The 24,504-nt window shown below is 68.7% G+C and carries 14 protein-coding genes and 2 rRNA genes; 2 read left to right on the top strand and 14 right to left on the bottom strand.

Annotated features, from left to right (window positions below):
* Positions 1-19: 19 nt before the first annotated feature.
* The 3 genes from P8A20_RS21840 to P8A20_RS21830 form a co-directional block, all read right to left on the bottom strand.
* Positions 20-3,144 (bottom strand): 23S ribosomal RNA (locus tag P8A20_RS21840).
* Positions 3,145-3,444: 300 nt separating this feature from the next.
* A 16S ribosomal RNA gene (locus P8A20_RS21835) occupies positions 3,445-4,970 on the bottom strand.
* The 16S and 23S rRNA genes sit together here, the layout of an rRNA operon.
* 721 nt (positions 4,971-5,691) lie before the next feature.
* Positions 5,692-6,699 carry a stage II sporulation protein M gene (locus P8A20_RS21830; RefSeq protein WP_147963718.1) on the bottom strand — a complete coding sequence of 336 codons (1,008 nt, stop codon included), beginning with the start codon at positions 6,697-6,699 and terminating at the stop codon, positions 5,692-5,694.
* A gap of 118 nt (positions 6,700-6,817) precedes the next feature.
* On the opposite strand from P8A20_RS21830, the gene P8A20_RS21825 reads away from it, so the two are divergent.
* Positions 6,818-7,753 carry an RDD family protein gene (locus tag P8A20_RS21825; protein WP_147963719.1) on the top strand — a complete coding sequence of 312 codons (936 nt, stop codon included), beginning with the start codon at positions 6,818-6,820 and terminating at the stop codon, positions 7,751-7,753.
* A gap of 146 nt (positions 7,754-7,899) precedes the next feature.
* On the opposite strand, the gene P8A20_RS21820 is transcribed toward P8A20_RS21825, so the two are convergent.
* From P8A20_RS21820 to P8A20_RS21780, 9 genes are all read right to left on the bottom strand, one after another.
* Complete coding sequence (locus tag P8A20_RS21820; RefSeq protein ID WP_306104079.1) at positions 7,900-8,547, bottom strand: hypothetical protein; 648 nt, start codon at positions 8,545-8,547, stop codon at positions 7,900-7,902.
* A 124-nt stretch (positions 8,548-8,671) separates the two neighbouring features.
* Positions 8,672-10,129 carry an adenosylhomocysteinase gene (gene ahcY / locus P8A20_RS21815; protein WP_147963721.1) on the bottom strand — a complete coding sequence of 486 codons (1,458 nt, stop codon included), beginning with the start codon at positions 10,127-10,129 and terminating at the stop codon, positions 8,672-8,674.
* A 262-nt stretch (positions 10,130-10,391) separates the two neighbouring features.
* Positions 10,392-11,468 (bottom strand): cation diffusion facilitator family transporter, encoded by a 1,077-nt coding sequence (locus tag P8A20_RS21810; RefSeq protein ID WP_147963722.1) that lies wholly within the window; start codon positions 11,466-11,468, stop codon positions 10,392-10,394.
* An 87-nt stretch (positions 11,469-11,555) separates the two neighbouring features.
* On the bottom strand, positions 11,556-12,746 hold the full coding sequence (manA, locus tag P8A20_RS21805) for a mannose-6-phosphate isomerase, class I (RefSeq protein ID WP_306104078.1): 1,191 nt from the start codon (positions 12,744-12,746) through the stop codon (positions 11,556-11,558).
* A 56-nt stretch (positions 12,747-12,802) separates the two neighbouring features.
* The gene (locus tag P8A20_RS21800) at positions 12,803-13,939 is read right to left on the bottom strand and encodes an SIS domain-containing protein (protein ID WP_147963723.1); all 1,137 of its coding nucleotides are present in this window, start codon (positions 13,937-13,939) and stop codon (positions 12,803-12,805) included.
* Between the two features lie 40 nt (positions 13,940-13,979).
* A complete protein-coding gene (locus tag P8A20_RS21795; protein WP_147963724.1) occupies positions 13,980-14,162 on the bottom strand; it encodes a Trm112 family protein in 183 nt (60 codons plus the stop codon).
* A 392-nt stretch (positions 14,163-14,554) separates the two neighbouring features.
* Complete coding sequence (locus P8A20_RS21790; protein WP_147963725.1) at positions 14,555-15,922, bottom strand: phosphomannomutase/phosphoglucomutase; 1,368 nt, start codon at positions 15,920-15,922, stop codon at positions 14,555-14,557.
* Between the two features lie 61 nt (positions 15,923-15,983).
* The gene (locus P8A20_RS21785) at positions 15,984-17,600 is read right to left on the bottom strand and encodes an L-lactate permease (RefSeq protein ID WP_306104077.1); all 1,617 of its coding nucleotides are present in this window, start codon (positions 17,598-17,600) and stop codon (positions 15,984-15,986) included.
* A 159-nt stretch (positions 17,601-17,759) separates the two neighbouring features.
* Complete coding sequence (locus P8A20_RS21780; protein WP_306104076.1) at positions 17,760-18,131, bottom strand: DUF3499 domain-containing protein; 372 nt, start codon at positions 18,129-18,131, stop codon at positions 17,760-17,762.
* A 322-nt stretch (positions 18,132-18,453) separates the two neighbouring features.
* Here P8A20_RS21780 and P8A20_RS21775 point away from each other — a divergent pair, with 322 nt between their 5' ends.
* Entirely contained in the window at positions 18,454-18,882 is a 429-nt protein-coding gene (locus P8A20_RS21775; RefSeq protein ID WP_306104075.1) for a metallopeptidase family protein, read from the top strand.
* 18 nt (positions 18,883-18,900) lie between these two features.
* Here P8A20_RS21775 and P8A20_RS21770 read toward each other — a convergent pair whose 3' ends face one another.
* Together P8A20_RS21770 and P8A20_RS21765 are read right to left on the bottom strand one after the other, a co-directional pair.
* The gene (locus P8A20_RS21770; RefSeq protein ID WP_147963729.1) at positions 18,901-20,451 is read right to left on the bottom strand and encodes a DUF5719 family protein; all 1,551 of its coding nucleotides are present in this window, start codon (positions 20,449-20,451) and stop codon (positions 18,901-18,903) included.
* Positions 20,448-24,362 carry a glycosyltransferase family 2 protein gene (locus P8A20_RS21765; RefSeq protein ID WP_306104074.1) on the bottom strand — a complete coding sequence of 1,305 codons (3,915 nt, stop codon included), beginning with the start codon at positions 24,360-24,362 and terminating at the stop codon, positions 20,448-20,450. The genes P8A20_RS21770 and P8A20_RS21765 overlap by 4 nt, the downstream gene beginning before the upstream one ends.
* Positions 24,363-24,504 lie beyond the last annotated feature (142 nt).

Below are 24,504 nucleotides of genomic sequence, written 5' to 3'. Positions count from 1 at the left end.
ACAGTGGACGCGAGCAACTGAGGACAAGCCCTCGGCCTATTAGTACCAGTCAGCTCCACCCGTTACCGGGCTTCCACATCTGGCCTATCAACCCAGTCGTCTACTGGGAGCCTTAACCACTCAAGGTGGTGGGAATACTCATCTCGAAGCAGGCTTCCCGCTTAGATGCTTTCAGCGGTTATCCTTTCCGAACGTAGCCAACCAGCCATGCCCTTGGCAGGACAACTGGCACACCAGAGGTTCGTCCGTCCCGGTCCTCTCGTACTAGGGACAGCCCTTCTCAATATTCCTACGCGCACAGCGGATAGGGACCGAACTGTCTCACGACGTTCTAAACCCAGCTCGCGTACCGCTTTAATGGGCGAACAGCCCAACCCTTGGGACCGACTCCAGCCCCAGGATGCGACGAGCCGACATCGAGGTGCCAAACCATCCCGTCGATATGGACTCTTGGGGAAGATCAGCCTGTTATCCCCGGGGTACCTTTTATCCGTTGAGCGACAGCGCTTCCACAAGCCACTGCCGGATCACTAGTCCCGACTTTCGTCCCTGCTCGACCCGTCGGTCTCACAGTCAAGCTCCCTTGTGCACTTACACTCAACACCTGATTGCCAACCAGGCTGAGGGAACCTTTGGGCGCCTCCGTTACTCTTTAGGAGGCAACCGCCCCAGTTAAACTACCCATCAGACACTGTCCCTGATCCGGATCACGGACCCAGGTTAGACATCCAGCACGACCAGAGTGGTATTTCAACGGCGACTCCACAACCACTGGCGTGGCTGCTTCAAAGTCTCCCACCTATCCTACACAAGCCGAACCGAACACCAATATCAAACTATAGTAAAGGTCCCGGGGTCTTTCCGTCCTGCTGCGCGAAACGAGCATCTTTACTCGTAGTGCAATTTCACCGGGCCTATGGTTGAGACAGTCGAGAAGTCGTTACGCCATTCGTGCAGGTCGGAACTTACCCGACAAGGAATTTCGCTACCTTAGGATGGTTATAGTTACCACCGCCGTTTACTGGCGCTTAAGTTCTCAGCTTCGCCGACCCGAAAGTCAGCTAACCGGTCCCCTTAACGTTCCAGCACCGGGCAGGCGTCAGTCCGTATACATCGCCTTACGGCTTCGCACGGACCTGTGTTTTTAGTAAACAGTCGCTTCTCGCTGGTCTCTGCGGCCACCCCCAGCTCACCGAGTAAATCGGATCACCAGTGATGGCCCCCCTTCTCCCGAAGTTACGGGGGCATTTTGCCGAGTTCCTTAACCATAGTTCACCCGAACGCCTCGGTATTCTCTACCTGACTACCTGAGTCGGTTTAGGGTACGGGCCGCCATGAAACTCGCTAGAGGCTTTTCTCGACAGCATAGGATCATCCACTTCACCACAATCGGCTCGGCATCAGGTCTCAGCCTTAACGTGTGACGGATTTGCCTACCACACGGCCTACACCCTTACCCCGGGACAACCACCGCCCGGGCTGGACTACCTTCCTGCGTCACCCCATCGCTTACCTAGTACAAGTCTGGTTCGTCGGCTCCACCACTACCCTCAACTCCGAAGAGATCGGGCCGGCTTCACGGACTTAGCATCGCCTGATTCAGTATTGGGCGTTTCAAAGCGGGTACCGGAATATCAACCGGTTGTCCATCGACTACGCCTGTCGGCCTCGCCTTAGGTCCCGACTTACCCTGGGCAGATCAGCTTGACCCAGGAACCCTTAGTCAATCGGCGCACACGTTTCTCACGTGTGTATCGCTACTCATGCCTGCATTCTCACTCGTGAACCGTCCACAACTCGCTTCCGCGGCTGCTTCACCCGGCACACGACGCTCCCCTACCCATCCATACTCCCGTTGGGGATATGTGTATGAATGACACGACTTCGGCGGTACGCTTGAGCCCCGCTACATTGTCGGCGCGGAATCACTTGACCAGTGAGCTATTACGCACTCTTTCAAGGGTGGCTGCTTCTAAGCCAACCTCCTGGTTGTCTCTGCGACTCCACATCCTTTCCCACTTAGCGTACGCTTAGGGGCCTTAGTCGATGCTCTGGGCTGTTTCCCTCTCGACCATGGAGCTTATCCCCCACAGTCTCACTGCCGTGCTCTCACTTACCGGCATTCGGAGTTTGGCTAAGGTCAGTAACCCGGTAGGGCCCATCGCCTATCCAGTGCTCTACCTCCGGCAAGAAACACACGACGCTGCACCTAAATGCATTTCGGGGAGAACCAGCTATCACGGAGTTTGATTGGCCTTTCACCCCTAACCACAGGTCATCCCCCAGGTTTTCAACCCTGGTGGGTTCGGTCCTCCACGAAGTCTTACCTCCGCTTCAACCTGCCCATGGCTAGATCACTCCGCTTCGGGTCTAGAGCGTGCAACTCAATCGCCCTATTCGGACTCGCTTTCGCTACGGCTTCCCCTCACGGGTTAACCTCGCTACACACCGCTAACTCGCAGGCTCATTCTTCAAAAGGCACGCAGTCACGACTGCATGTGCAAGCACATACAGCGACGCTCCCACGGCTTGTAGGCACACGGTTTCAGGTACTATTTCACTCCGCTCCCGCGGTACTTTTCACCATTCCCTCACGGTACTATCCGCTATCGGTCACCAGGGAATATTTAGGCTTAGCGGGTGGTCCCGCCAGATTCACACGGGATTTCTCGGGCCCCGTGCTACTTGGGTGGTTCTCAAGCAAGCCGTTGATGTTTCAGCTACGGGGGTCTTACCCTCTACGCCGGACCTTTCGCATGTCCTTCGCCTACACCAACGGTTTCTGACTTGCCGACCAATCGGCAGATTGATCAAGAGAACTCCCACAACCCCGCATGCGCAACCCCTGCCGGGTATCACACGCATACGGTTTGGCCTCATCCGGTTTCGCTCGCCACTACTCCCGGAATCACGGTTGTTTTCTCTTCCTGAGGGTACTGAGATGTTTCACTTCCCCTCGTTCCCTCCACACTGCCTATGTGTTCAGCAGCGGGTGACAGCCCATGACGGCTGCCGGGTTTCCCCATTCGGAAACCCCCGGATCAAAGCTTGGTTGACAGCTCCCCGGGGACTATCGTGGCCTCCCACGTCCTTCATCGGTTCCTGGTGCCAAGGCATCCACCGTGCGCCCTTAAAAACTTGGCCACAGATGCTCGCGTCCACTGTGCAGTTCTCAAACAACGACCAGCCACCCATCACCCCACCCTTACAGGTGAGTGCACTGGGGCCGGCAACCGAAGGCGACCGTAACCGGCCGTACCTTCAGATACCCAACAGCGTGCCCGACCCGACCGATCCCTCACCACGTTCCACGCCGAAGCAGTACTAGCAGTGAGTTACCTGTCGTGCCGAATAGTCAACGTTCCACCCTTGAGCAACCACCGTCGAACATTTGCCGACGAAATGGTCTCTGGATTCCCCGAAGGAAACCTAGATGCTCCTTAGAAAGGAGGTGATCCAGCCGCACCTTCCGGTACGGCTACCTTGTTACGACTTCGTCCCAATCGCCAGTCCCACCTTCGACAGCTCCCTCCCACAAGGGGTTGGGCCACCGGCTTCGGGTGTTACCGACTTTCGTGACGTGACGGGCGGTGTGTACAAGGCCCGGGAACGTATTCACCGCAGCAATGCTGATCTGCGATTACTAGCAACTCCGACTTCATGGGGTCGAGTTGCAGACCCCAATCCGAACTGAGACCGGCTTTTTGAGATTCGCTCCGCCTCGCGGCATCGCAGCTCATTGTACCGGCCATTGTAGCACGTGTGCAGCCCAAGACATAAGGGGCATGATGACTTGACGTCGTCCCCACCTTCCTCCGAGTTGACCCCGGCAGTCTCCTGTGAGTCCCCATCACCCCGAAGGGCATGCTGGCAACACAGAACAAGGGTTGCGCTCGTTGCGGGACTTAACCCAACATCTCACGACACGAGCTGACGACAGCCATGCACCACCTGTATACCGACCACAAGGGGGGCACCATCTCTGATGCTTTCCGGTATATGTCAAGCCTTGGTAAGGTTCTTCGCGTTGCGTCGAATTAAGCCACATGCTCCGCTGCTTGTGCGGGCCCCCGTCAATTCCTTTGAGTTTTAGCCTTGCGGCCGTACTCCCCAGGCGGGGAACTTAATGCGTTAGCTGCGGCACCGACGACGTGGAATGTCGCCAACACCTAGTTCCCAACGTTTACGGCGTGGACTACCAGGGTATCTAATCCTGTTCGCTCCCCACGCTTTCGCTCCTCAGCGTCAGTAATGGCCCAGAGATCCGCCTTCGCCACCGGTGTTCCTCCTGATATCTGCGCATTTCACCGCTACACCAGGAATTCCGATCTCCCCTACCACACTCTAGCTAGCCCGTATCGAATGCAGACTCGGGGTTAAGCCCCGAGCTTTCACATCCGACGTGACAAGCCGCCTACGAGCTCTTTACGCCCAATAATTCCGGACAACGCTTGCGCCCTACGTATTACCGCGGCTGCTGGCACGTAGTTAGCCGGCGCTTCTTCTGCAGGTACCGTCACTTTCGCTTCTTCCCTGCTGAAAGAGGTTTACAACCCGAAGGCCGTCATCCCTCACGCGGCGTCGCTGCATCAGGCTTTCGCCCATTGTGCAATATTCCCCACTGCTGCCTCCCGTAGGAGTCTGGGCCGTGTCTCAGTCCCAGTGTGGCCGGTCGCCCTCTCAGGCCGGCTACCCGTCGTCGCCTTGGTAGGCCATTACCCCACCAACAAGCTGATAGGCCGCGGGCTCATCCTTCACCGCCGGAGCTTTTAACCCCGCCCCATGAGGGACAGAGTGTTATCCGGTATTAGACCCCGTTTCCAGGGCTTGTCCCAGAGTGAAGGGCAGATTGCCCACGTGTTACTCACCCGTTCGCCACTAATCCACCCCGAAGGGCTTCATCGTTCGACTTGCATGTGTTAAGCACGCCGCCAGCGTTCGTCCTGAGCCAGGATCAAACTCTCCATGAATGTTTTCCCGTAATCGGGAGAGCACCATGCAAGAGCGGAACAACCAGGTCGGAATATGACCGGTTGTTCACAGCGTCCTCGCTGATGTTGCCTACCCGGTCCGAGGACCGTGCAGGACTTTTCAAAGGAACCACCAACCTGCGTGATGCAGGCCGGGGTATCAACATATCTGGCGTTGACTTTTGGCACGCTGTTGAGTTCTCAAGGAACGGACGCTTCCTTCGGTCCCGTTTCACCGGGGCCCTCCGGGCGCTTCCCTTCGTTCTTGCGTTTCCGACTCTATCAGACTCTTTCGTGTCCGATTCCCGGTCGAAGCGGGTTACTGCTTGGCGGTTGATTAACCACCGTGCTTTCCAGTTCTTCGCTTTCGCGTTTCCCTTTCCGGCGATTCCAACTTTACCAGACTCTTTTCCGTTCCGTTTCCGGTCCGAATTTGATTCCAGCGGCCTGTGGAGTGGCCTTTGCCTTTCGGCTGACTCGACTTTATCAGAAGCGTTTCGGCCGAAGCGAATCCGGCTGTCTGCTTGAAAAGAAGAAGAATCGGTCGGCTCGGCAAGGATCACGTCCTCTGCACGAGCTAGATGAACTTTAGACGTTCCCACCCGAGCTGTCCAGCTCGTTGGAACCGTTAAAATCTACCTCCCCACGCGGACTGTGTCAACAGTTTTTTGTGGGCGATCAGGAGACTAGCAGGTCAGCGCCCTCATACGCACATCGGCTCTCAGGCAGCGGCGGGAAGCTCCGCGCTTCGCCCCTCGGCTTCGAGGTCGCCCGTGTCGCCGGCCCTGGCCGCACGGCCTCCGAGGACATAGACGTAGACGAGAAATGCCAGCTCAGCCGCTACCCCGATGGTGATGCGCGCCCAGGTCGGAAGGCCCGACGGGGTGACGAATCCTTCGATGACGCCGGAGACGAAGAGGACCAGGGCAAGGCCGATGGCCATGCCTATCGCGGCTCGGCCCTGCTGGGCCAAGGCCGAGCGCCGAGTCCGTGGGCCCGGGTCGATGACCGTCCAGCCGAGGCGTAGGCCTGTCCCCGCTGCGACGAAGACGGCGGTGAGTTCGAGCAGTCCGTGGGGCAGCACGAGCCCGAGGAAGGTGTCCAGGCGGCCGGCGGAGGACATCAGCCCGATCCCGACGCCCAGGTTGAGCACATTGACGAAGAGGATCCAGACCACCGGTAGGCAGAGGAACGCCCCCAGGACCAGGCACATGGCTGCCGCCTGGGCGTTGTTCGTCCAGACCTGCGCGGCGAAGGACGCGGCCGGGTGGCTTGAGTAGTACGTCTCGTACTCGCCACCCGGCCGCGTCAGGGCGCGCAGGTCCTCGGGGGCGGCGATCGACGCCTGGACCTCCGGATGGGTGCCGATCCACCAGCCGATGACGGCCGCCAGCAGGGTGGAGAGGACTGCCGTGGGTATCCACCAGTGCCGCGAACGGTAGACCGCGGCGGGGAAGCCGGCGGTCAGGAATTGTGCGGCGTCACGCCACGATGCTCGGCGCGTTCCCGTCACCGTCGAGCGCGCGCGGGCCACGAGCTGGGTGAGGCGGGCAGTCAGCAACGGGTCCGGGGCGCTGGACTGGATCAAGGACAGGTGTGTGGCGGTGCGCTGATACAGGGCGACGAGCTCGTCCGCCTCGTCTCCCGTCAAACTCCGCCCTCGGCGCAGAAGATGGTCCAGGCGGTCCCACTCGGTGTGGTGGGTGTTCACGAAGACGTCGAGATCCATGGTCGGCTGCTGCTCCAGGCATGGTGCGTACGGGTCCGTACTACGGCGGTGCGCTGCGGGTCAGCTTGGCAGACTGTGACCTCGATCGGCAGTGAAGGGCGGCGAGGGGTGGGTGGCGATGAATGAGCTCGTGACCGGGGACGCGGTCGTACTGGGGTTGCAGCCGGCGAGGCTGCCCAGCCGGGTGTTGGCGATCGCCATCGATCTCGCGGTACTTCTGACGGTCTTCGTGCTTCTTTCCATCGGCCTTGCCGTGGCGTCCGTGACGCTCGACGACGCGGCGGCGGCCGCGATCGCCGTCGCCACGTTCCTCCTCGTGCTGGTGGGCGGTCCGGTCGCGGTCGAGACCCTCAGCCACGGCCGTTCGCTCGGAAAGCTCGCATGCGGGCTTCGCGTGGTGCGGGACGACGGCGGCCCGATCCGCTTCCGGCACGCACTCGTGCGGGGAGCGATGGGAGCGGTCGAGATCCTGGGGACCTTCGGCGTGGTGGGGAGCATCGCCTCCCTGGTCTCCGCGCGTGGCCGTCGGCTCGGTGACGTCTTCGCCGGCACGCTCGTCATCCGTGAGCGGGTGCCGGCCGGGCACACTCCGGCCACGCCCCCTCCCCCGCCATGGCTCATGGGTCGTTTCGCGCAGCTGGACCTCTCGGGTGTCCCGGACGGTCTGTGGCTGGCGATACGGCAGTACTTGACCCGGATGAACCAGCTGGATGCGACGGTGCGGGGAGCGATGGCCGAGCGGTTGTCCACGGACCTCGCGGCGTGCACCGGCACTCCGGTACCTCAAGGGGTGCCCGCCGTTGCCTATCTGGCAGCCGTGGTGCACGAGCGTCAGGTCCGTGACGTCCGGCGGGTGGCCGCGGCGTCCGGCCACGGCAGCAGGCCCCCGGCGCCCTGGCCCGTGCCCGCGCGCCGGGATCTGGTCGGCGAACGCACGACGGACGACCGTCCGCGAGGGGTGCGGCAGGGAGATCCGGACATGCCCTCTGCGACTGTTCAGGGCAGGGACGGGGCCGAGGCGCAGGCCACGACCGGGTTCGCACCACCGGCCTGAGGGTTCGTGCACCGGCCTGAGCGTGAGCCGCGTCGCGCGCGACCGGACGGGGACGCTCGGCCGGGCCTTGGGTACCCAAAAGCCTCCAAGGTGTCGAGGGCCACGCCTGCCGCCCCCGGGGCCCCGTCCGCCCCTGCCGCTCGGCCCTACTCGTCCGCGCCTTGGTCCCCGTGCGTCGGGCGGGGCATGGCCGAAGGGGGCGATTCCAGGTGCTCGAGCTCGATGCCCGGAGCCGCCAGCACCACGTCACCGGCGATGTGCACGGCGTGCTGGTCCCCGGTGTCCAGCGCGTTGACCTGGTATTCGTCCACGATCAGAGGCCCGTTGTCAGTGGCGTGCGCTTCACTGTTCAGCAGCGACCAGGACTGGTCGACGGTGCGGGGGGCGAGAACCGGGTCCGTGAAGGTGACCAGACGGACGCGGGTCGCGGGGGAACCGGGGGTGAGGCGCAGGAGCCGGGCGGTGGCGACGAGAAAGGCGGGGGACGTGCCGGAGAAGCTGTGGGCGCGGACATTGCCTTCGGTGGCGTGGGAGCCGGTCGGATTGTTCCGTACCCAGGTGACCCCGTCGAGGGCGGCGCCGCGTACCTGCCAGCTCGCGGCGTGCAGTTCTAGGCGGATGGGGCGGCCGAGTTCGTCCAGTGCCAGATCGACGGAACCCAGGTGGGCGCCCGAGGGCCCGGTCGTCTGGGAGACGTAGCGCCAGCCGGAGGGGCCGGGCGCGCAGTGGAAGTGTTCTTCGCCGAGGGGGGTGTGGTCGTGGACATCATGGAGCGAATAACGGCCGCGGGGCATGGGGTCCTTCGGGTTCCTCGGGCTGTGCGGGTGCGGTACGGGGCAGGCCCCCGACACGGGGGTGCGGGGGCCTGCGCTCGGACCTGCTGCTGAGAGCTGCGCCGGCCGTCGGCCGACGGCCGGCTCAGTAGCGGTAGAGGTCGGACTTGTACGGGCCTTCGACCGGGACACCGATGTAGTCGGCCTGCTCCTGGCGCAGGGTCGTGAGCTTCACGCCCAGCGCGTCGAGGTGGAGGCGGGCGACCTTCTCGTCCAGGTGCTTCGGCAGCACGTAGACGTCGGTCGGGTACTCCTCGGGCTTGGTGAACAGCTCGATCTGGGCCAGGGTCTGGTCCGCGAACGAGTTGGACATGACGAACGAGGGGTGACCGGTGGCGTTGCCGAGGTTCAGCAGGCGGCCCTCGGACAGCACGATCAGGACCTTGCCGTCCGCGAACGTCCAGGTGTGGACCTGCGGCTTGACCTCGTCCTTGACGACGCCGTCGATCTTGGCCAGGCCGGCCATGTCGATCTCGTTGTCGAAGTGGCCGATGTTGCCGACGATGGCCTGGTGCTTCATCCGGGCCATGTCGGAGGCCATGATGATGTCCTTGTTGCCCGTCGTCGTGACGAAGATGTCCGCGGTCTCCACCACGTCGTCCAGCGTCGCGACCTGGTAGCCGTCCATCGCGGCCTGCAGGGCACAGATGGGGTCGATCTCCGTGATGATCACCCGGGCGCCCTGGCCGCGGAGCGACTCGGCACAGCCCTTGCCGACGTCGCCGTAGCCGCAGACGACGGCGGTCTTGCCGCCGATCAGGACGTCGGTGGCGCGGTTGATGCCGTCGATCAGCGAGTGGCGGCAGCCGTACTTGTTGTCGAACTTCGACTTGGTGACCGCGTCGTTGACGTTGATCGCCGGGAACAGGAGGGTGCCGTCACGGTGCATCTCGTACAGCCGGTGCACACCGGTGGTGGTCTCCTCGGTCACGCCGCGGATCTCGGACGCCAGCTGGGTCCACTTCTGCGGCGACTCGCCGAGGGTGCGGTTCAGCAGGGTGAGGATGTACGCGTACTCCTCGCTGTCCGCCGTCGACGGGTCCGGGGCCTCGCCGGCCTTCTCGAACTCGACGCCCTTGTGGACGAGGAGGGTGGCGTCGCCACCGTCGTCGAGAATCATGTTCGGACCGCCGGTGGGCGTGTTGGGCCAGGTCAGAGCCTGCTCCGTGCACCACCAGTACTCCTCCAGGGTCTCGCCCTTCCAGGCGAAGACCGGAACGCCGGCGGGGGCGTCCGGAGTGCCGTTCGGGCCGACCGCGATGGCGGCGGCGGCGTGGTCCTGGGTGGAGAAGATGTTGCAGGAGGCCCAGCGGACCTCGGCGCCCAGGGCGACGAGGGTCTCGATGAGCACCGCGGTCTGCACCGTCATGTGCAGCGAGCCGGTGATCCGGGCGCCGGCCAGCGGCTGCGTGGCGGCGTACTCCTTGCGGATCGACATCAGGCCGGGCATCTCGTGCTCGGCGAGGGTGATCTCCTTGCGCCCGAAGGGGGCGAGGGAGAGGTCGGCGACCTTGTAGTCCTGGCGATTGGCGGCCGTCGTCATAACGGGCTGCTCCTCGTAGTGGGTCGAGGGTGGACTGGCTGGCTCTGCGGCGGCCACGGGCACACGAATGCCCGGGCGATCCGCAGTGCAGTCCGTCGGAGGCCCTCTCTCCCTCGGCCGGCCCGCTTCCGCGAACCGATCGACCGCCATCAGCAGCGACGTCTGGTACTCCCCCGAATCTACACCGAACGGCCCAGCGTGCCCCAGCCCGCCCGGGCAGCGGTGTGGGTCACGGGGCCGTTCGGGGCTGATCCTCAGCGGGTCAGTGGCCGGATTCCTTCGGCGCGTCGCCCGGAGACGAGCTGCCGTCCGACGCATCGCCGTGCGACCCACTGCCGTCCGACGTAGCGCCGTCCGGCGTGGCAGTGCCGTCGGGAGACGCCGGGCCGCCCGGGGCCTTGCCCGGGTTCGCGCCGGCCGCGGCGGCGGCCTCGTCGTAGATGTCGGGCTCGAGGTAGATGACACGGGCGATCGGGACGGCCTCGCGGATCCGCTTCTCGGCGGCGTTGATCGCGTCCGCGACCTCCGCGGCGGACTCCTCCGCCCGCACCGCGATCTTGGCCGCCACCAGCAGTTCCTCCGGACCGAGGTGGAGGGTGCGCATGTGGATGATGCGGGTCACGGTGTCGCCGTCGACGACCGAGGCCCGGATCTTCTCGACGTCCTCGACGCCGGCGGCCTCACCGAGCAGCAGCGACTTCGTCTCGGCGGCGAGGACGATCGCGATCACGATCAGGAGGATGCCGATGCACAGGGTGCCGATGCCGTCCCACACCCCGTTGCCGGTGCCCAGCGCCAGGCCGACGCCTCCGAGGGCCAGGACAAGGCCGACGAGCGCGCCGAGGTCCTCGAGGAGGACGACCGGGAGCTCGGGTGCCTTGGCGCGGCGGACGAACTGCGTCCAAGACAGCTTGCCGCGGGTCTGGTTGGACTCCGCGATGGCCGTACGGAAGGAGAAGCCCTCGGCGATGATCGCGAAGACCAGCACGCCGACCGGCCAGTACCAGGCCTCGATCTCGTGCGGGTGCTTGATCTTCTCGTAGCCCTCGTAGATGGCGAACATGCCACCGACGGAGAACAGCACGATGGAGACGAGGAACGCGTAGATGTAGCGCTCGCGCCCGTATCCGAAGGGGTGCTGGGGGGTCGCCTCGCGCTTGGCCTTCTTGCCGCCGAGCAGCAGGAGGCCCTGGTTGCCCGAGTCCGCCAGCGAGTGGACGCTCTCCGCCAGCATCGATGACGAGCCACTGAAGAGGAACGCCACGAATTTGGCCACTGCGATCGCGAGGTTGGCGGCGAGTGCCGCCACGATCGCCTTGGTTCCGCCTGACGCGCTCATGGGTGCCTGGTGTCCCTTCCTCGGTGCTGCGGCACGGGCGCCGCGTTACGGCCGGACATTGTTGCAGCCGCCGGTGAGGACCGTACGTCAGACCACCACGGTCGCCCGGAAAAGGGTTCCCGTACCGGCCACTTCGACTGTTTCGTCCGCCGGGACGAACACGGATTCGCCGGGTGCGAGATCGATCTGTCCCGCTCGCGGGGCACCTGCCGTGCAGAGCAGGATCTGCGGGGTGGCCGCCGTGAGGTCGACGGGGGCGCCACCGGGCGGCAGGACGTAGCGGGACAGCCGGAACTCGTCGACCGGCGTCTCGTACAGCTCCTCACCGGTGGGTGCGGCCTCGGGACGCAGGACGGCCGGTTCGGTGGCCTCGAAGCGCACGATGCGCAGCAGTTCGGGTACGTCGATGTGCTTGGGGGTCAGACCGCAGCGCAGCACGTTGTCGGAGTTGGCCATGATCTCGACGCCCAGACCGCCGAGATAGGCGTGCGGGACGCCTGCGCCGAGGAACATGGCCTCGCCGGGCTGGAGTTGTACGTAGTTCAGCAGCATGGCCGCGATGACGCCCGGGTCGCCGGGGTAGTGGTGGGCGATCTGGGCGTACGGGGCGTGCGCGCCACCGAGCCGTTCCGCGGCCTCGGACGCCTCGACGACCGTGTGCGCCATCTCGTCGGGGTCCGCGGTGAGGACGGCCGTGAGGACCTCGCGCAGCGCCCTGTCCTCGGGGCTCGCCCGTAGCAGGTCCACGTACGGCTTGAGGGAGTCGACGCCGAGTGCGGCGATGAGGTCGGCGGCTTCCTCGGGCCTGCGGAAGCCGCACAGTCCGTCGAAGGGCGTGAGCGCGCAGATCAGTTCGGGCTTGTGGTTCGCGTCCTTGTAGGTGCGGTGGGGTGCGTCGACGGGGACGCCCCGTCGCTCCTCGTCCGCGTAGCCCTGCTGTGCCTGTGCGAGGTCGGGGTGGACCTGGAGGGACAGGGGGGCGCCGGCCGCGAGCAGCTTGAGCAGGAAGGGGAGGCGGGGGCCGAAGGTGCGGACCGCGGCGGAGCCGAGTTCGCGTTCGGGGTCGGCGTCGATGACGTCCGTGAGGGACTGTTCACCGGCCCCGGAGCCTGTGGAGTCCGCCGCGGCGGGGCGGGTGAGGCGCGATGGGGCTCCCGGGTGGGCCCCCATCCACATCTCGGCCTGCGGTTCACCGGTCGGGGCTGTGCCGAGCAGTTCGGGTATGGCCGTGGTGGACCCCCAGGCGTAGGGGCGCACGGTGTTGGAGAGCCGGTCCATGGAGATGTGTCCTCGTGTGGTGCGCGCGGGCGTGGGCGCCCGGGGATGGCGGGCTGTCAGGCCCGGTTGTCGGAGGCCAGGGAGGCGTAGACGGCGGCGAAGTCGGTGACCGCGAGGAGTTCGGCGAGGGCTTCGAGCTCGCTGCCCTCCTCCGGTTCCAGTTCGCTGATGGCCGTGTCGTGGCTCAGGGCCAGCTCTCGGGCGGCCGGACCGGCGCTCAGGCCTCCGGTCGGGCGGTCGCGGAGGAGGACGACACGGGCCCGCATGGCCTCGGGCTCGTCCACCCGGTCCCGGAAGAAGTCGTCGGGGTCGGCACCTGCGGCGAACGCTCCGGCGAGCAGCCCGCCGTGGGAGGGCAGTGCCTCCGGCAGCTCGGCCACGAGGGCGGGGCGGCCGGCGAGCTCGGCCAGGACGGCGGCGAACCGGCGCCCGACGGGGCCCGCGGCATCCCCTTCCGTCCAGACGAGGGGCAGGCTGTCGGCGAGTTCCGAGGCGAGGGTCTTCGCCGGGTTGCTGTAGGTGGCGATGGCCGGTCCGCAGCGCTCGGCGGTGCGGTCGAGGCGGTCGGCGACCTTCTGCAGCGTGTCGGGGGACGCGTCGATCAGCCCGACCCGGTCCAGGAGTGCGAGCAGCGGGGTGAGCAGGGCCCAGAGCGTGCCGGGGCCGGCCGCGGAGGTCTCGGCGTCGTACTCGCCGTGCGGGGCGGCCGCCATGGGTACGACGAGTCCGTGGACCCCGTCGACGGCTTCACGCAGGGGCGACCGGACGGGCGCGACGGCGACGACCGTGCAGCCGCGGCGGTACGCCTGCTCGGCGAGGAGCGCGAGACCGGGTTCCGATCCGTCGGCCGTGGCGATGAGCAGCAGGTCCACGGAGCCTGCCCACCCGGGCAGCGTCCAGCGCAGTGCTCCGGCGGCCGCCGCGACCCCGGTGGGGCGGATAGCGGTGACGGGTGCGGAGGCGCCGGCGAGGGCACCGACCAGGTCGGCGACTCCGGCCGCGGCCGTGCCGGGGCCCGCGACGAGGACGGCGCGGGGCCGGCCCTCGGGCGCGAGCGTGCCGATTCCGGCCTCGGCGGCGTGCCGGGCCGCGGTGCGCACGCGGGCCCCGGCCTCGGCGGCACCGCGCAGCAGACCTCGGCGGTCTGCTCGGGCCAGGGCGTCCGGTGCGTCGAGCAGCGACTCGTCGAGCATGGTGGTGGGCCTCCGATCGCCGTGCTGATCAGGGTGCGGGTCAGGCGGGGCGGCGGGCCTCGTCGACGAGGAGCACCGGGATGCCGTCCCGGACCGGGTAGGCGAGACCGCAGTCGGTGCCGGTGCAGACCAGCTCGGGGTTCTCGGCCGCGGACCGGTCGTCGAGCCCTGCGTGGCAGGCCGGGCAGGCGAGGATCTCCAGGAGGCCGGCTTCGAGCGGCATGGGGTGGGTCCCTTCAGGCATGCGGTGCGGTTCCGGTCCGGACCCGGTTCGGGTCCGCGGAGCTTGGGGCGTGGTCAGCCTACCGCCGGGCCGAGAGGGTCGCGGCCCGGCAGGCCCCGCCCGACGGGGCATGCGTCGGGCGGCATGCTCGCGGCGGGCGGTACACGCACCGTGGGGCTCATGAGCACCATGGGCGCACACGATGCCTGTGCCATGGGTGCGTGTGCCCCGATGCCCGCCGGTGACGCGTGGAAGCGCGCACAGCGAGAAAGAGGGCGGACGCACCGGTCACGCGCGGACCGGTGCTCGTACGGTCACGCGCGGACCGGTGCTCGTACGGTCACGCGCGGACCGGTGCTCGTACGGTCACGCGCGGACCGGTGCTCGTACGGTCACGCGCGGACGACAGCGAGGACCTCGTCGCGGACCGCCGTCATCGTCTTCTCGTCCCGGGCCTCGACGTTCAGGCGCAGCAGCGGCTCGGTGTTGGAGGCCCGGAGGTTGAACCACCAGTCGGGGCCGGTCACCGTGAGTCCGTCGAGCTCGTCGAACCGCACGTCGTCGCGGCCGTCGTACGCCGCCCTGATCGCGGTGAGCCTGGCCGCCTGGTCGGCGACGGTGGAGTTGATCTCGCCGGAGCCCTTGTAGCGGTCGTACCGGTCGAGGAGGCCCGACAGCGGGCCCTCCTGGCCGCCGAGGGCCGCCAGCACGTGGAGGGCGGCAAGCATCCCCGTGTCGGCGTTCCAGAAGTCGCGGAAGTAGTAGTGGGCGGAGTGCTCGCCGCCGAAGATCGCTCCGTGCTCGGCCATCTCCGCCTTGATGAAGGAGTGGCCGACGCGGGTGCGGACGGGGGTCCCGCCGTTCTCGCGGACGACCTCGGGGACGGACCAGGAGGTGATCAGGTTGTGGATGACGGTGCCCTCGCCGCCGTTGCGTGCCAGTTCCCGGGCGGCGACCAGGGCCGTGACCGCGGACGGGGAGACCCCTTCGCCGCGCTCGTCGACGACGAAGCAGCGGTCGGCGTCGCCGTCGAAGGCGAGGCCGAGGTCGGCGCCCTCGGCGAGGACGCGGGCCCGGAGGTCGACGATGTTCTTCGGGTCGAGGGGGTTGGCCTCGTGGTTGGGGAAGGTGCCGTCGAGCTCGAAGTACATGGGTACGAGGTCCAGGGGCAGCCCCGCGAAGACGGTGGGGACGGTGTGGCCGCCCATGCCGTTGCCCGCGTCCACGACGACCTTGAGCGGCCGGATCCCGTCGAGGCCGACGAGGCCCAGCAGGTGGGCGGCGTAGTCGGTGAGGGTGTCGCGTTCGGTGACCGTGCCCGGGGTGGTGGCGGCCGCGGCGGGGAGGCCGTGCTCCGACCACTGTTCGACGAGCGTGCGGATCTCGGTCAGGCCGGTGTCCTGGCCGACGGGCGCGGCCCCGGCGCGGCACAGCTTGATGCCGTTGTACCGCGCCGGGTTGTGCGAGGCCGTGAACATCGCTCCGGGCAGGTCCATCGCCCCGGACGCGTAGTACAGCTGGTCGGTGGAGCAGAGCCCGATGAGGGTCACGTCGGCCCCGCGTGCCGTGGCACCCCGGGCGAAGGCGTCGGCCAGGCCGGGCGAGGACGGCCGCATGTCGTGGCCGATCACGATGGCGTCCGCCGCGGTGACCTGGACGAAGGCGGCGCCGAACAGCTCGGCGAGCGGCTCGTCCCACTGGTCGGGCACGACTCCGCGCACGTCGTACGCCTTCACGAGCTGCGACAGGTCAGCAACCACGGCCGGTCCTCCTGGGGTCTTTACGGACCGCCCAAACTACCGGGCGGCACGGGGCCGCCGGTCAGGGGAGCATCCAGCCCAGCACCGCCGTGCTCTGGGCCGTCACGACCAGGCACATCACCAGCAGCAGGCCGAGGCTCCACGGCAGGACCTTGCGCAGCAGATCACCCTCGCGTCCGGCGAGACCGACGGCCGCGCAGGCGATCGTCAGATTCTGCGGGGAGATCATCTTGCCGAGCACTCCCCCGGAGCTGTTGGCCGCGGCGAGGAGTTCCGGCGAGAGGCCGGACTCCCGTGCCGCGGACACCTGGAGAGCTCCGAAGAGGGCGTTGGCCGAGGTGTCGGAGCCGGACACGGCGACTCCGAACCAGCCGAGCACCGGGGAGAGGAAGGCGAGTCCGGCACCGGCCGCCGCGACGGACTGGCCGATGGTGGCGGCCTGCCCGGAGAGGTTCATGACGTAGGCGAGGGCGAGTACGGATGTCACCGTGAGGATCGCGTAGCGCAGTTCGTGCACGGTGGCCGCCCATTCCCGCGCCGCGGCCCCAGCCCTTACGCCGATCACGGCGGCGGTGACCAGGCCGGCGAGCAGGACGAGGGTACCGCCGGTGCCCAGGAGCGGGAGCGTGAACACGTTGGCTCCGACCGGTTCGCCGTCGGGGCCGGCGACGTCGAGGAACGGCCAGTCGAAGACCTGGGTCGCCTCTGCCAGCAGTCGCTTGACGGGCGGGATCTGGGCGATCGAGAACACGACGACGATCAGCGCGTAGGGGGCGTAGGCGCGCAGCACCTCGCGGCGCGGGTCCTCCTGGTCGAGGTCCTCGCTGCGCACGCCGGTCAGCACGGCCGCGCGTACGGGTTCGTCGGCGGGCTTGCGGGCGCCGGGGAGAGCGATCAGCGCACCCGCGCCGACGAGTGCGGCGGCGATGTCGGCGAGCTGGGCGGAGACGAAGTTCGATGCGGCGAACTGCGCGACGGCGAAGGCCACTCCGCAGACGAGCGCGGGCATCCAGGTCTCCCGCAGCCCCCGCCTGCCGTCCACCAGGAAGACCAGGATCAGCGGGACGACGAGCGCGAGCAGCGGCGTCTGCCGGCCGACGACCGTGGCGACGTCGTCCAGCGGCAGGCCGGTGACCTGAGCGAGCGTCACCACAGGTGTGCCCATGGCGCCGAAGGCGACGGGAGCGGTGTTGGCCACGAGGGAGACGACGGCGGCCTTCACCGGGTCGAAGCCGAGCGCGACGAGCATGACCGAGCAGATCGCGACGGGTGCGCCGAAGCCGGCCAGCGCCTCCAGGAGTGCGCCGAAGCAGAAGGCGATGACCAGCGCCTGGATGCGGGGGTCGTCGGAGACACGGCCGAAGGAGCGCCGCAGGATGTCGAAGTGCTGCGTACGGACGGTCATCCGGTACACCCAGAGGGCGTTGACGACGATCCACATGATGGGGAAGAGCCCGAAGAGGACACCCTGCGCCCCCGCGGACAGGGTCTGCCCGAGAGGCATGCCGAAGGCCGGCCAGGCGACGAGCACGGCGACCGCGAGTCCGATGAGTCCGGCGCGGTGGGCTTTCATCCGGACGGCGCCGAGCAGGACGAGAACGGTCACGAGTGGCAAGGAAGCGACAAGAGCGGACAGGGCGAGCGAATCGGCTACGGGTTCGAGTTGCTGGACAAACACACAGACCTCCCCGGATTCCGTGATGCGGAAGCGATCTCTCACGGGTGGGGGAATGGTCGTGTCCGCGACAAGTCGGCGTCAATGCTCCGCACCGGAAAACTTCCAGCCGCCCGGCACGGGGCGGGTGTGGCAGGCGGGACGGAAGGAGCAGAAGGTGTGTCAGGACTCCGGGGAGCGCAGCACCCGGAGATGTCCGCGGCGCGCGACCTCCACCGGGTCCGCCGCACGTGGCCCCCGGCCGCCCTGCTGCCGGTCCTGGGGACGGGCCGCCTCGCGTACGGCGTTGGCGAGCGCTTCGAGATCGTCGTTGCTGGGGCGCGCGGGAGCCGAGGGGTCGGCGAGCCGGACGACTTCCCACCCGCGTGGCGCGGTGAGCCGCTCGCCGTGCTCGGCGCAGAGGTCGTAGCAGTGGGGCTCGGCATAGGTGGCGAGCGGGCCGAGGACCGCGGTCGAGTCGGCATAGACGTACGTCAGTGTCGCGACGGCGGGACGGCCGCACGCGGTTCGCGAACAGCGACGTACAGGGCTCACGAGGTTGGACGGTACCGCACTCTTGAGCGGGCTGCGACGACCCTCCCTCGGCCGACCCCCTCGTGTCGCCTCTCGGACAGGCCCCCGCACCCCTCCCCCGCAACCGTTCCGACCTGCGAGGAAGCCGGTGCGCGCGGGTGCTCGGGGGCCGGTCGGCGGTCACCGGGAAGAACATGAGCGGTCATTCGGCGCAGGGCCGGCGATCGGAGCAAGGCCCGAAATGACACTTCGGGCCGGCCTGAACGTTCATCTCGGATCATCCGGCGGGCCGGAGCGGAAGCAGTGATCGTCCCCGCCCGGGGAGGGTTACGCTGCGTCGGTGATGGACAGTTCCGTACCGCCCCTCCCGCCCGAGCCACGGCCCCGCCGCCGCGACCGCCACGGCCGCGGCATGCGCGGACCGGTCGCACCGCCCCAGGTGCCGCTGTCCGTGAGCAGGGCCGAGAGCTTCCGCGATCTGGTGCAGGACTCGGTGGAACGGCTGGAGCGGCGCTGGCCGCAGCTGACCGACGTCGACTTCCTGGTCCTCGACGTACCCGGCTCCCTGGAGGACACCGTCCCCCTGGGCCGCGCGCTGTCAGCCGCGAAGGGGCAGCCCGCGCAGATCGTCGTCTACCGGCGGCCCGTCGAGATCCGCACCAAGAGCCGCGACGAGCGCGCGCTGCTGGTGCACGAGGTCGTGGTGGAGCAGGTCGCGGAGCTGCTCGGCCTCTCCCCGGAGTCGGTCGACCCGCGCTACGGGCAGGACTGAGCCGCCCGCGGCGCGCCCTCAGTCGTCCAGGACCGTCAGGTCCTGCTCGGCCGCGGGCACTTCGACCGTGCCCCCGTCGTCCGGCAGCGTCTGCACGGTGAACATGTCGATCCCGCTCTCCTTCAGCGTGAGCGTGCGGGCCGCGTGCACCGGCCCGCCCGACTCGGTCTCCACCGTCAGGGCGTAGCCGCCCTTCAGACCGGCCGGGACCTCGGGGGTGACCTCCAGCGTCGTACCGCTCTTGACCGTGTACGTCTTGACGGACGCCGCGCCGCCCTCGCTGCCCTCCGACGTCGTGACCTTGACCTTGGCCGTCTCTCCCGGGGCGGTCAGGGAGAGCACCGAGCCCTTCGCCCGGTTGTCGGAGACGGTCGCGCGTTCGCCCACGGGGCCGGTCGCGGGGATGAACGCCACTTCCTGCTCGGCGCCGGTGCCGCGCACCACGCGCAGCGCGGCGACCACCGGAGTCCGGCTGCCGTCTGCGGGGGACAGCCGGATCGATCCGGGCTCACCCCGCGTGACGTCCTTGAGGTCGATGCTCGCGGTCATACGGGACTTGATGTGCAGGGTGGAGTTCCCGGCCGGGGAGAACGTCGCGTTCTTGCCCATGAGCTGCACCTTCACATCGGCGTCGTCCTCCCCGGGGGCGAATGCCACCAGGCGTACGGAGGTGGCGTCGGCCGGGATGCCGGGCAGGATCTGGGTGCTCGCCGGGTCGGCGGAGGCGGCCAGCCAGTCGCTGCCCACCTCGTCCTCGGCGGCGCTCACGACCGCGCCGACACGCCCTGTCCGGGTGGTGACGTGGACGGTGACGTTCTCTGCGGCCTCGCTGGTCAGGGTCGAGATCAGCATGGGGACGCTCGACCTCGCCGGGACCGTGATGCCCTCCCCGACATCGGACTTGAGGGCGCCCTCGGCGCCGAACAGCTCAATGTCGGCGACGGCGGCGGTGTCGTCGGGGTTGGTCAGGTGGACGTAGTCCTGACGGGACGCCCCGGTGCCGGCCCCGGGGAACCAGAAGTCCGTGTCGGGGGCGGTGCAGCTGACGCCGAGAAGGCCGCGGGCACCGCCCGCGGCCGCGACGGTGGTCTGCTGTGCGGTCCAGCCGGGGGCGAAGCTGCCGGTGGCGGTGCCGACCAGGGCGGGGGCGTCGGACTTGGAGGTGTCGGCGGTGGCCGGCTTCCCGAGGTCCTTGAGGGAGATGACGGGCTTGGCCCCCGCCGCCTCGTCCTTGTCGTCCTTGTCGTCCTTGTCGTCCTTGTCCTTCTTCTTGTCCGCGTCGTCCGCCGGCACGTCCTCGTCCGCCGGGAGGGACTCCGCCGGCGTCAGCTCGGCCGTGCCGGCCTCCCCGCCGCCCTCCCCCGCCGGAGTGAAGGACGTGTAGGTCGTGTCCGCCAGATCGGACGTACTCGGCGCCGGGCAGAGCAGGCTGGAGCGTTCGACGGGGAGCCGGGCAGCCGCCTTCGCCTCCGTCACGGTCTCGTCGCCGGGCGCGGTGAGCGCGGCGAACCCGGTGACGGCGGCGAGGGCGACGACGCCCGCGATGAGGGACAGGGGGGTGGACTTCACTCGGACTCGCCTCGCGATGCGTTGCCGTTGCCGTTACCGTGCGGCCACGGGCCCTGGCCCGGGGTCGTGTTCTCGTCGTGCCCGTCATGCCCGTCGTACGGGGCGGCTTCGCCCGTCCCCGTGGCATAGGGCTGCTGCTGGGCGTAGCCGTACTGGTCGTAGGCGCCCTGCTGCTGATACGGGTCCTGCTGCTGGTAAGGGTCCTGCTGCTGGTAGGGAGCCTGCTGGTAGGGATCGGCCTGGTAGTACTGGCCGGCGTCCTGTCCGCCCTGGTGCTGGCCGTAGCCGGCGCCCTGGTACTGCTGGGCGTCCCACTCGCCGTAGTTCTGCTGCGGCACCGCGGCGTAGGTGCCCGTCCCGTCCTGGTCGCCCTGGACAGCCGCGTAGGTGCCCGTCCCGTCCTGGTCCCCCGGAATCGCCGCGTACGTCCCGGTCCCGTCCTGGTCGCCCTGGACCGCGTACGGATCGGAGCCGTCCTGGGCCCCCGGGGCCGGGGCGTACGGGTCGGTGTCCTGCTGCGCAGGGATGTACTCCCCGGGCTCCTGCCCGGAGGTGCCGCCGGCCTCGTCGCCGTACCCCGGCGCCGTGCCGTCCTCGGCGTACGCCGCTCCCGCCGCTTCCTCGCCCGCCGCAGCCGCTTCGGCCTGGGCGGCCGCGCGCAGCCTGCGTGCCCGGCGTCCCTCCCCGGCGACCGGTTCGGCCGCAACGGCCTCGGTCTCCTCGGGAAGGTCGTCGTCGATCTCCCGGCGGCGGCCCGGCAGGGCCAGGACCACCAGGACCACTCCGAGCGCCACCTGCGCCCAGACCCACGCGGTGTGCGTGAGGGGTGCGTCGTACGTCAGGTCCAGGGTGCCGCCCTCGGTGGGGAGCTCGAAGCCCTGTGCCCAGCCGTCCACCGTCTTCGGGGTCAGCGCCCGGCCGTTGAGCGTGGCCTGCCAGCCCGGGTCGGCCACGTCGGCGACGCGAAGGATCCGGCCGGTGTCACCCTCCGGGATCCTGGTGTGCGCCTCGACGGGCAGCGAGCCGACGGGCACCGGCTCGGCCCCCTTGCCGGAGGGGACGATCGCGAGCCGGGAGACCTGGCGGTCGACCCGCCACAGGGCGCTCCCGTCCAGCTGGCTCAGCCTGCTCAGGCCCGGGGTCGAGTCCAGCACCCGGCTCATCTGCCGGGGCGCCCCGTCCCGTACGAGGACGTAGCGGACCGCGAAGCCGCTGAGCTGACTTCCCTGGTCGGCGCCGGAGCCCGCGACCAGGTTGGCGACGACCTTGTCGAGGTGGCTGTTGCTGCCGCCCGCCTCGGTCAGCTCGGCATCGCCGAGACGGGCGCCCGAGCCGCGGACCAGGGTGTAGGAGACGGCGTCCGGCGACGTGCCCCCGAGCACCAGCGTGCGCGCCTGGTCGCGGGTGCTGCTCTCCTCCGCGACGAACGCGGGCACCTGCACGGGGTCGCGGCGCTCGACCGGGCCGGCCGCGCCGCCGATCATCCAGCCGGCCGCGGCCAGGGCGGGCGCGAGCCCGGCGGCCAGGGCGATCAGTGCGGCGACCGGCTGACGCCAGCCGAAGCTCAGGGCGGCGACCCGGACCCGGGCCCCGTCGGCGCCGAGGAGCGCGGCGGTCAGCAGCGCGATGCCGTAGACGAGGGTGGCGGGACCGGCCCAGGTGGAGCCGTTGGAGACCGCCGCGAAGATCAGGGAGACCAGCACCACGACCCAGGCGCTACGGATCGCGAACTGCCGCTCTCCACGCAGCAGCGCGGCCAGCGCCGCCAGCACGATGCCCAGCAGCAGGACGCCGCCCGCGGCCTTGGGGCCGCCGGGGCTGATGCCGAGCAGGTCGAGGGCGGAGGCGGTGCCCGCGCCCATGTCGAGCCCTGCCTCCTTCAGGAAGCCGGACGGGCTCGACAGCAGGGACAGCGACCAGGGCGCGAGGACCAGGATCGGGGTCCCGGCGGTGGCCAGGAAGCGCAGTCCGTACGCGGTGATGTCACCCCGGCGCAGCACGAGCACCCCGATGCCGAGGACCACCGCGAGCGGCCAGACGATCGGGGTGAAGGCTGTCGTGAGGGTGAGCAGCAGGGTGTACGCCCAGGTGGCGCGCCAGCTGCCGCGTGCGGTGGAGTCGTCGCCGCGCAGCCCGTGAGCGGCGACGGCGGCGCGGGCGATCAGCGGGAGCAGGACGGCCAGGACGGCTGTGCCGAGACGGCCGGTGGCGAGCGCTCCGGTGGCGGCGGGCAGGAAGGCGTACGCGACGCTCGCCCAGGCCCGCAGCAGCCGGGACTCGATCAGCGGCCGGGAGGCGAAGTACGCGGTGAGCCCGGCGAGCGGGACCGAGCAGACCAGCAGGAGGGTGAGAGCGAAGCCCGTGGAGCCGAGGAACAGCGCCGACAGGGCGGCGAGCACACCGAGGTAGGGGGGTGCGGTCTGGGTTCCGCCGGTACCGACGGTGTGCCAGGCGTCCGCGTAGCGCCCCCAGAGGTCGGAGACGTCGGCGGGTGCGGGCAGCAGCGCGCCGCCCGCGAGGGCGCCGCCGGCCAGAAGCCCCCGGCAGGCCACCAGCGAGACGAGGAGGAGGAGGGCGAAGAGCACGGGGCCGGGCTTGCGGCCGACCTTCTTGAGCCGTGCGAACTGCTCGACCTCCAGGAAGTCGGCGTCGTCACCGCCCGGACCGGACTCGACGACTCCGTGCCGCGAGCCGCCGGAGTCGGAGTCGGTGCGGTTGCCGAAGTTGCCGGCGACCCCCTCGACGGTGGCGCGGACCGTGGCTCCGGGCGGCGGGAAGAGCGACCTCAGCTCGGACGCGTCCACAGTCCCTCTGCCGCGCGCACGCCGGGCGGCGAGGATCCGCCCGGGGCGCAGCAGGGTGCCGAAGAGCCCGGCGACCTCGTCGAGCGCCTGGCCGGGCACCTTTCCGACGAGATAGGCGAGGGTGCGGAGCAGGGTGCCGACGAGGAGGCGCACCAGGGCCCACGGCAGCTGTTTGCCGCGGGCGTTGACGAGCATGGTGTAGACGGCGCCGGCCTTGTCGACACGGTGCGGGCTGGCGACCGAGCGTCCGGCGCAGTCGATGGGGCGGCGCTCCCTGGCGGAGGCCTCGGCATGCCGCAGGACGGCGTCGGGGGCGACGAGCACCCGGTGGCCGGCCATGTGGGCACGCCAGCACAGGTCCACGTCGTCACGCATCAGCGGGAGCCTGCGGTCGAAGCCGCCGAGCTCCTCCCAGACGTCGCGTCGGATCAGCATGCCCGCGGAGGAGACGGAGAGGACGGTTCGCACCTGGTCGTGCTGGCCCTGGTCCTGCTCACGGCGGTCCAGTCCGGTCCAACGGCGTCCGCTGTTGGCGATGGAGACGCCGACCTCGAGGAGCTGCTTGCGGTCGTACCAGCCGCGGAGCTTGGGTCCGACGATCGCGGCGTGCTTGTCGCCGTCGACGACGCGCAGCATCTCGGCGAGCGCGTCGGGCTCGGGGGCGCTGTCGTCGTGCAGCAGCCAGAGCCACTGGACGGGCTCGCCGTGCGGGAGTTCCGGCAGGTCGTACGCGTCGTCGCGCCAGCTGCGGGTGACCGGGTCCCAGCCGCTGGGGCGCTTCAGGTAGGGCAGGTCGTCGGGGGTGAGGACACCGGCCGTGCGGGTCGCCTCGTCGACTGCGGTGCCGAAGCTCGTGCGCCGTGCCAGGTGGAGGACGCGCTCACCGCCGAGCGCCTCGGTCACCAGGCGGGCGGAGTCGTCGGCACTGCCGGTGTCGGCGGCGACGACGTTCTGTACGGGGCGCTCCTGCCCGAGCAGCCCGCCGAGCACGTGGGGCAGCCAGCGTGCGCCGTCGTGGGAGACGAGCACGGCGGTGACGACGTGCCGGGGGAACTCTGGGGCGGCGGCGGCCTCGTTCGGCGCCGCCGTGTGGCTGTGCACGGACATCGGGGTTCGGGCCCTCCGGCCGGATCCGGAGGGGGTTCCCCCGGGGGCTGCATCGGTGTACACGCGCGCCGCGGCGGGGCGTTGGCGCGTCTCTCGGACGGGGCCCCACACTAACGGTACGGATGTCCGCCCCGCGCCGGTC

Source organism: Streptomyces sp. Alt3 (assembly GCF_030719215.1).
GTDB classification, from domain to species: domain Bacteria; phylum Actinomycetota; class Actinomycetes; order Streptomycetales; family Streptomycetaceae; genus Streptomyces; species Streptomyces glycanivorans.
The sequence above is the reverse complement of the archived record's forward strand: the minus strand, read 5'-3'. Positions and strand labels throughout refer to the sequence as shown.

Bases quoted from the DNA above. Each gene is read 5' to 3' on its own strand.
- P8A20_RS21830 (WP_147963718.1), bottom strand. From the start codon at position 6,699: ATGGATCTCGACGTCTTCGTGAACACCCACCACACCGAGTGGGACCGC.
- P8A20_RS21825 (WP_147963719.1), top strand. From the start codon at position 6,818: ATGAATGAGCTCGTGACCGGGGACGCGGTCGTACTGGGGTTGCAGCCG.
- P8A20_RS21820 (WP_306104079.1), bottom strand. From the start codon at position 8,547: ATGCCCCGCGGCCGTTATTCGCTCCATGATGTCCACGACCACACCCCC.
- ahcY (WP_147963721.1), bottom strand. From the start codon at position 10,129: ATGACGACGGCCGCCAATCGCCAGGACTACAAGGTCGCCGACCTCTCC.
- P8A20_RS21810 (WP_147963722.1), bottom strand. From the start codon at position 11,468: ATGAGCGCGTCAGGCGGAACCAAGGCGATCGTGGCGGCACTCGCCGCC.
- manA (WP_306104078.1), bottom strand. From the start codon at position 12,746: ATGGACCGGCTCTCCAACACCGTGCGCCCCTACGCCTGGGGGTCCACC.
- P8A20_RS21800 (WP_147963723.1), bottom strand. From the start codon at position 13,939: ATGCTCGACGAGTCGCTGCTCGACGCACCGGACGCCCTGGCCCGAGCA.
- P8A20_RS21795 (WP_147963724.1), bottom strand. From the start codon at position 14,162: ATGCCGCTCGAAGCCGGCCTCCTGGAGATCCTCGCCTGCCCGGCCTGC.
- P8A20_RS21775 (WP_306104075.1), top strand. From the start codon at position 18,454: ATGGACAGTTCCGTACCGCCCCTCCCGCCCGAGCCACGGCCCCGCCGC.
- P8A20_RS21765 (WP_306104074.1), bottom strand. From the start codon at position 24,362: ATGTCCGTGCACAGCCACACGGCGGCGCCGAACGAGGCCGCCGCCGCC.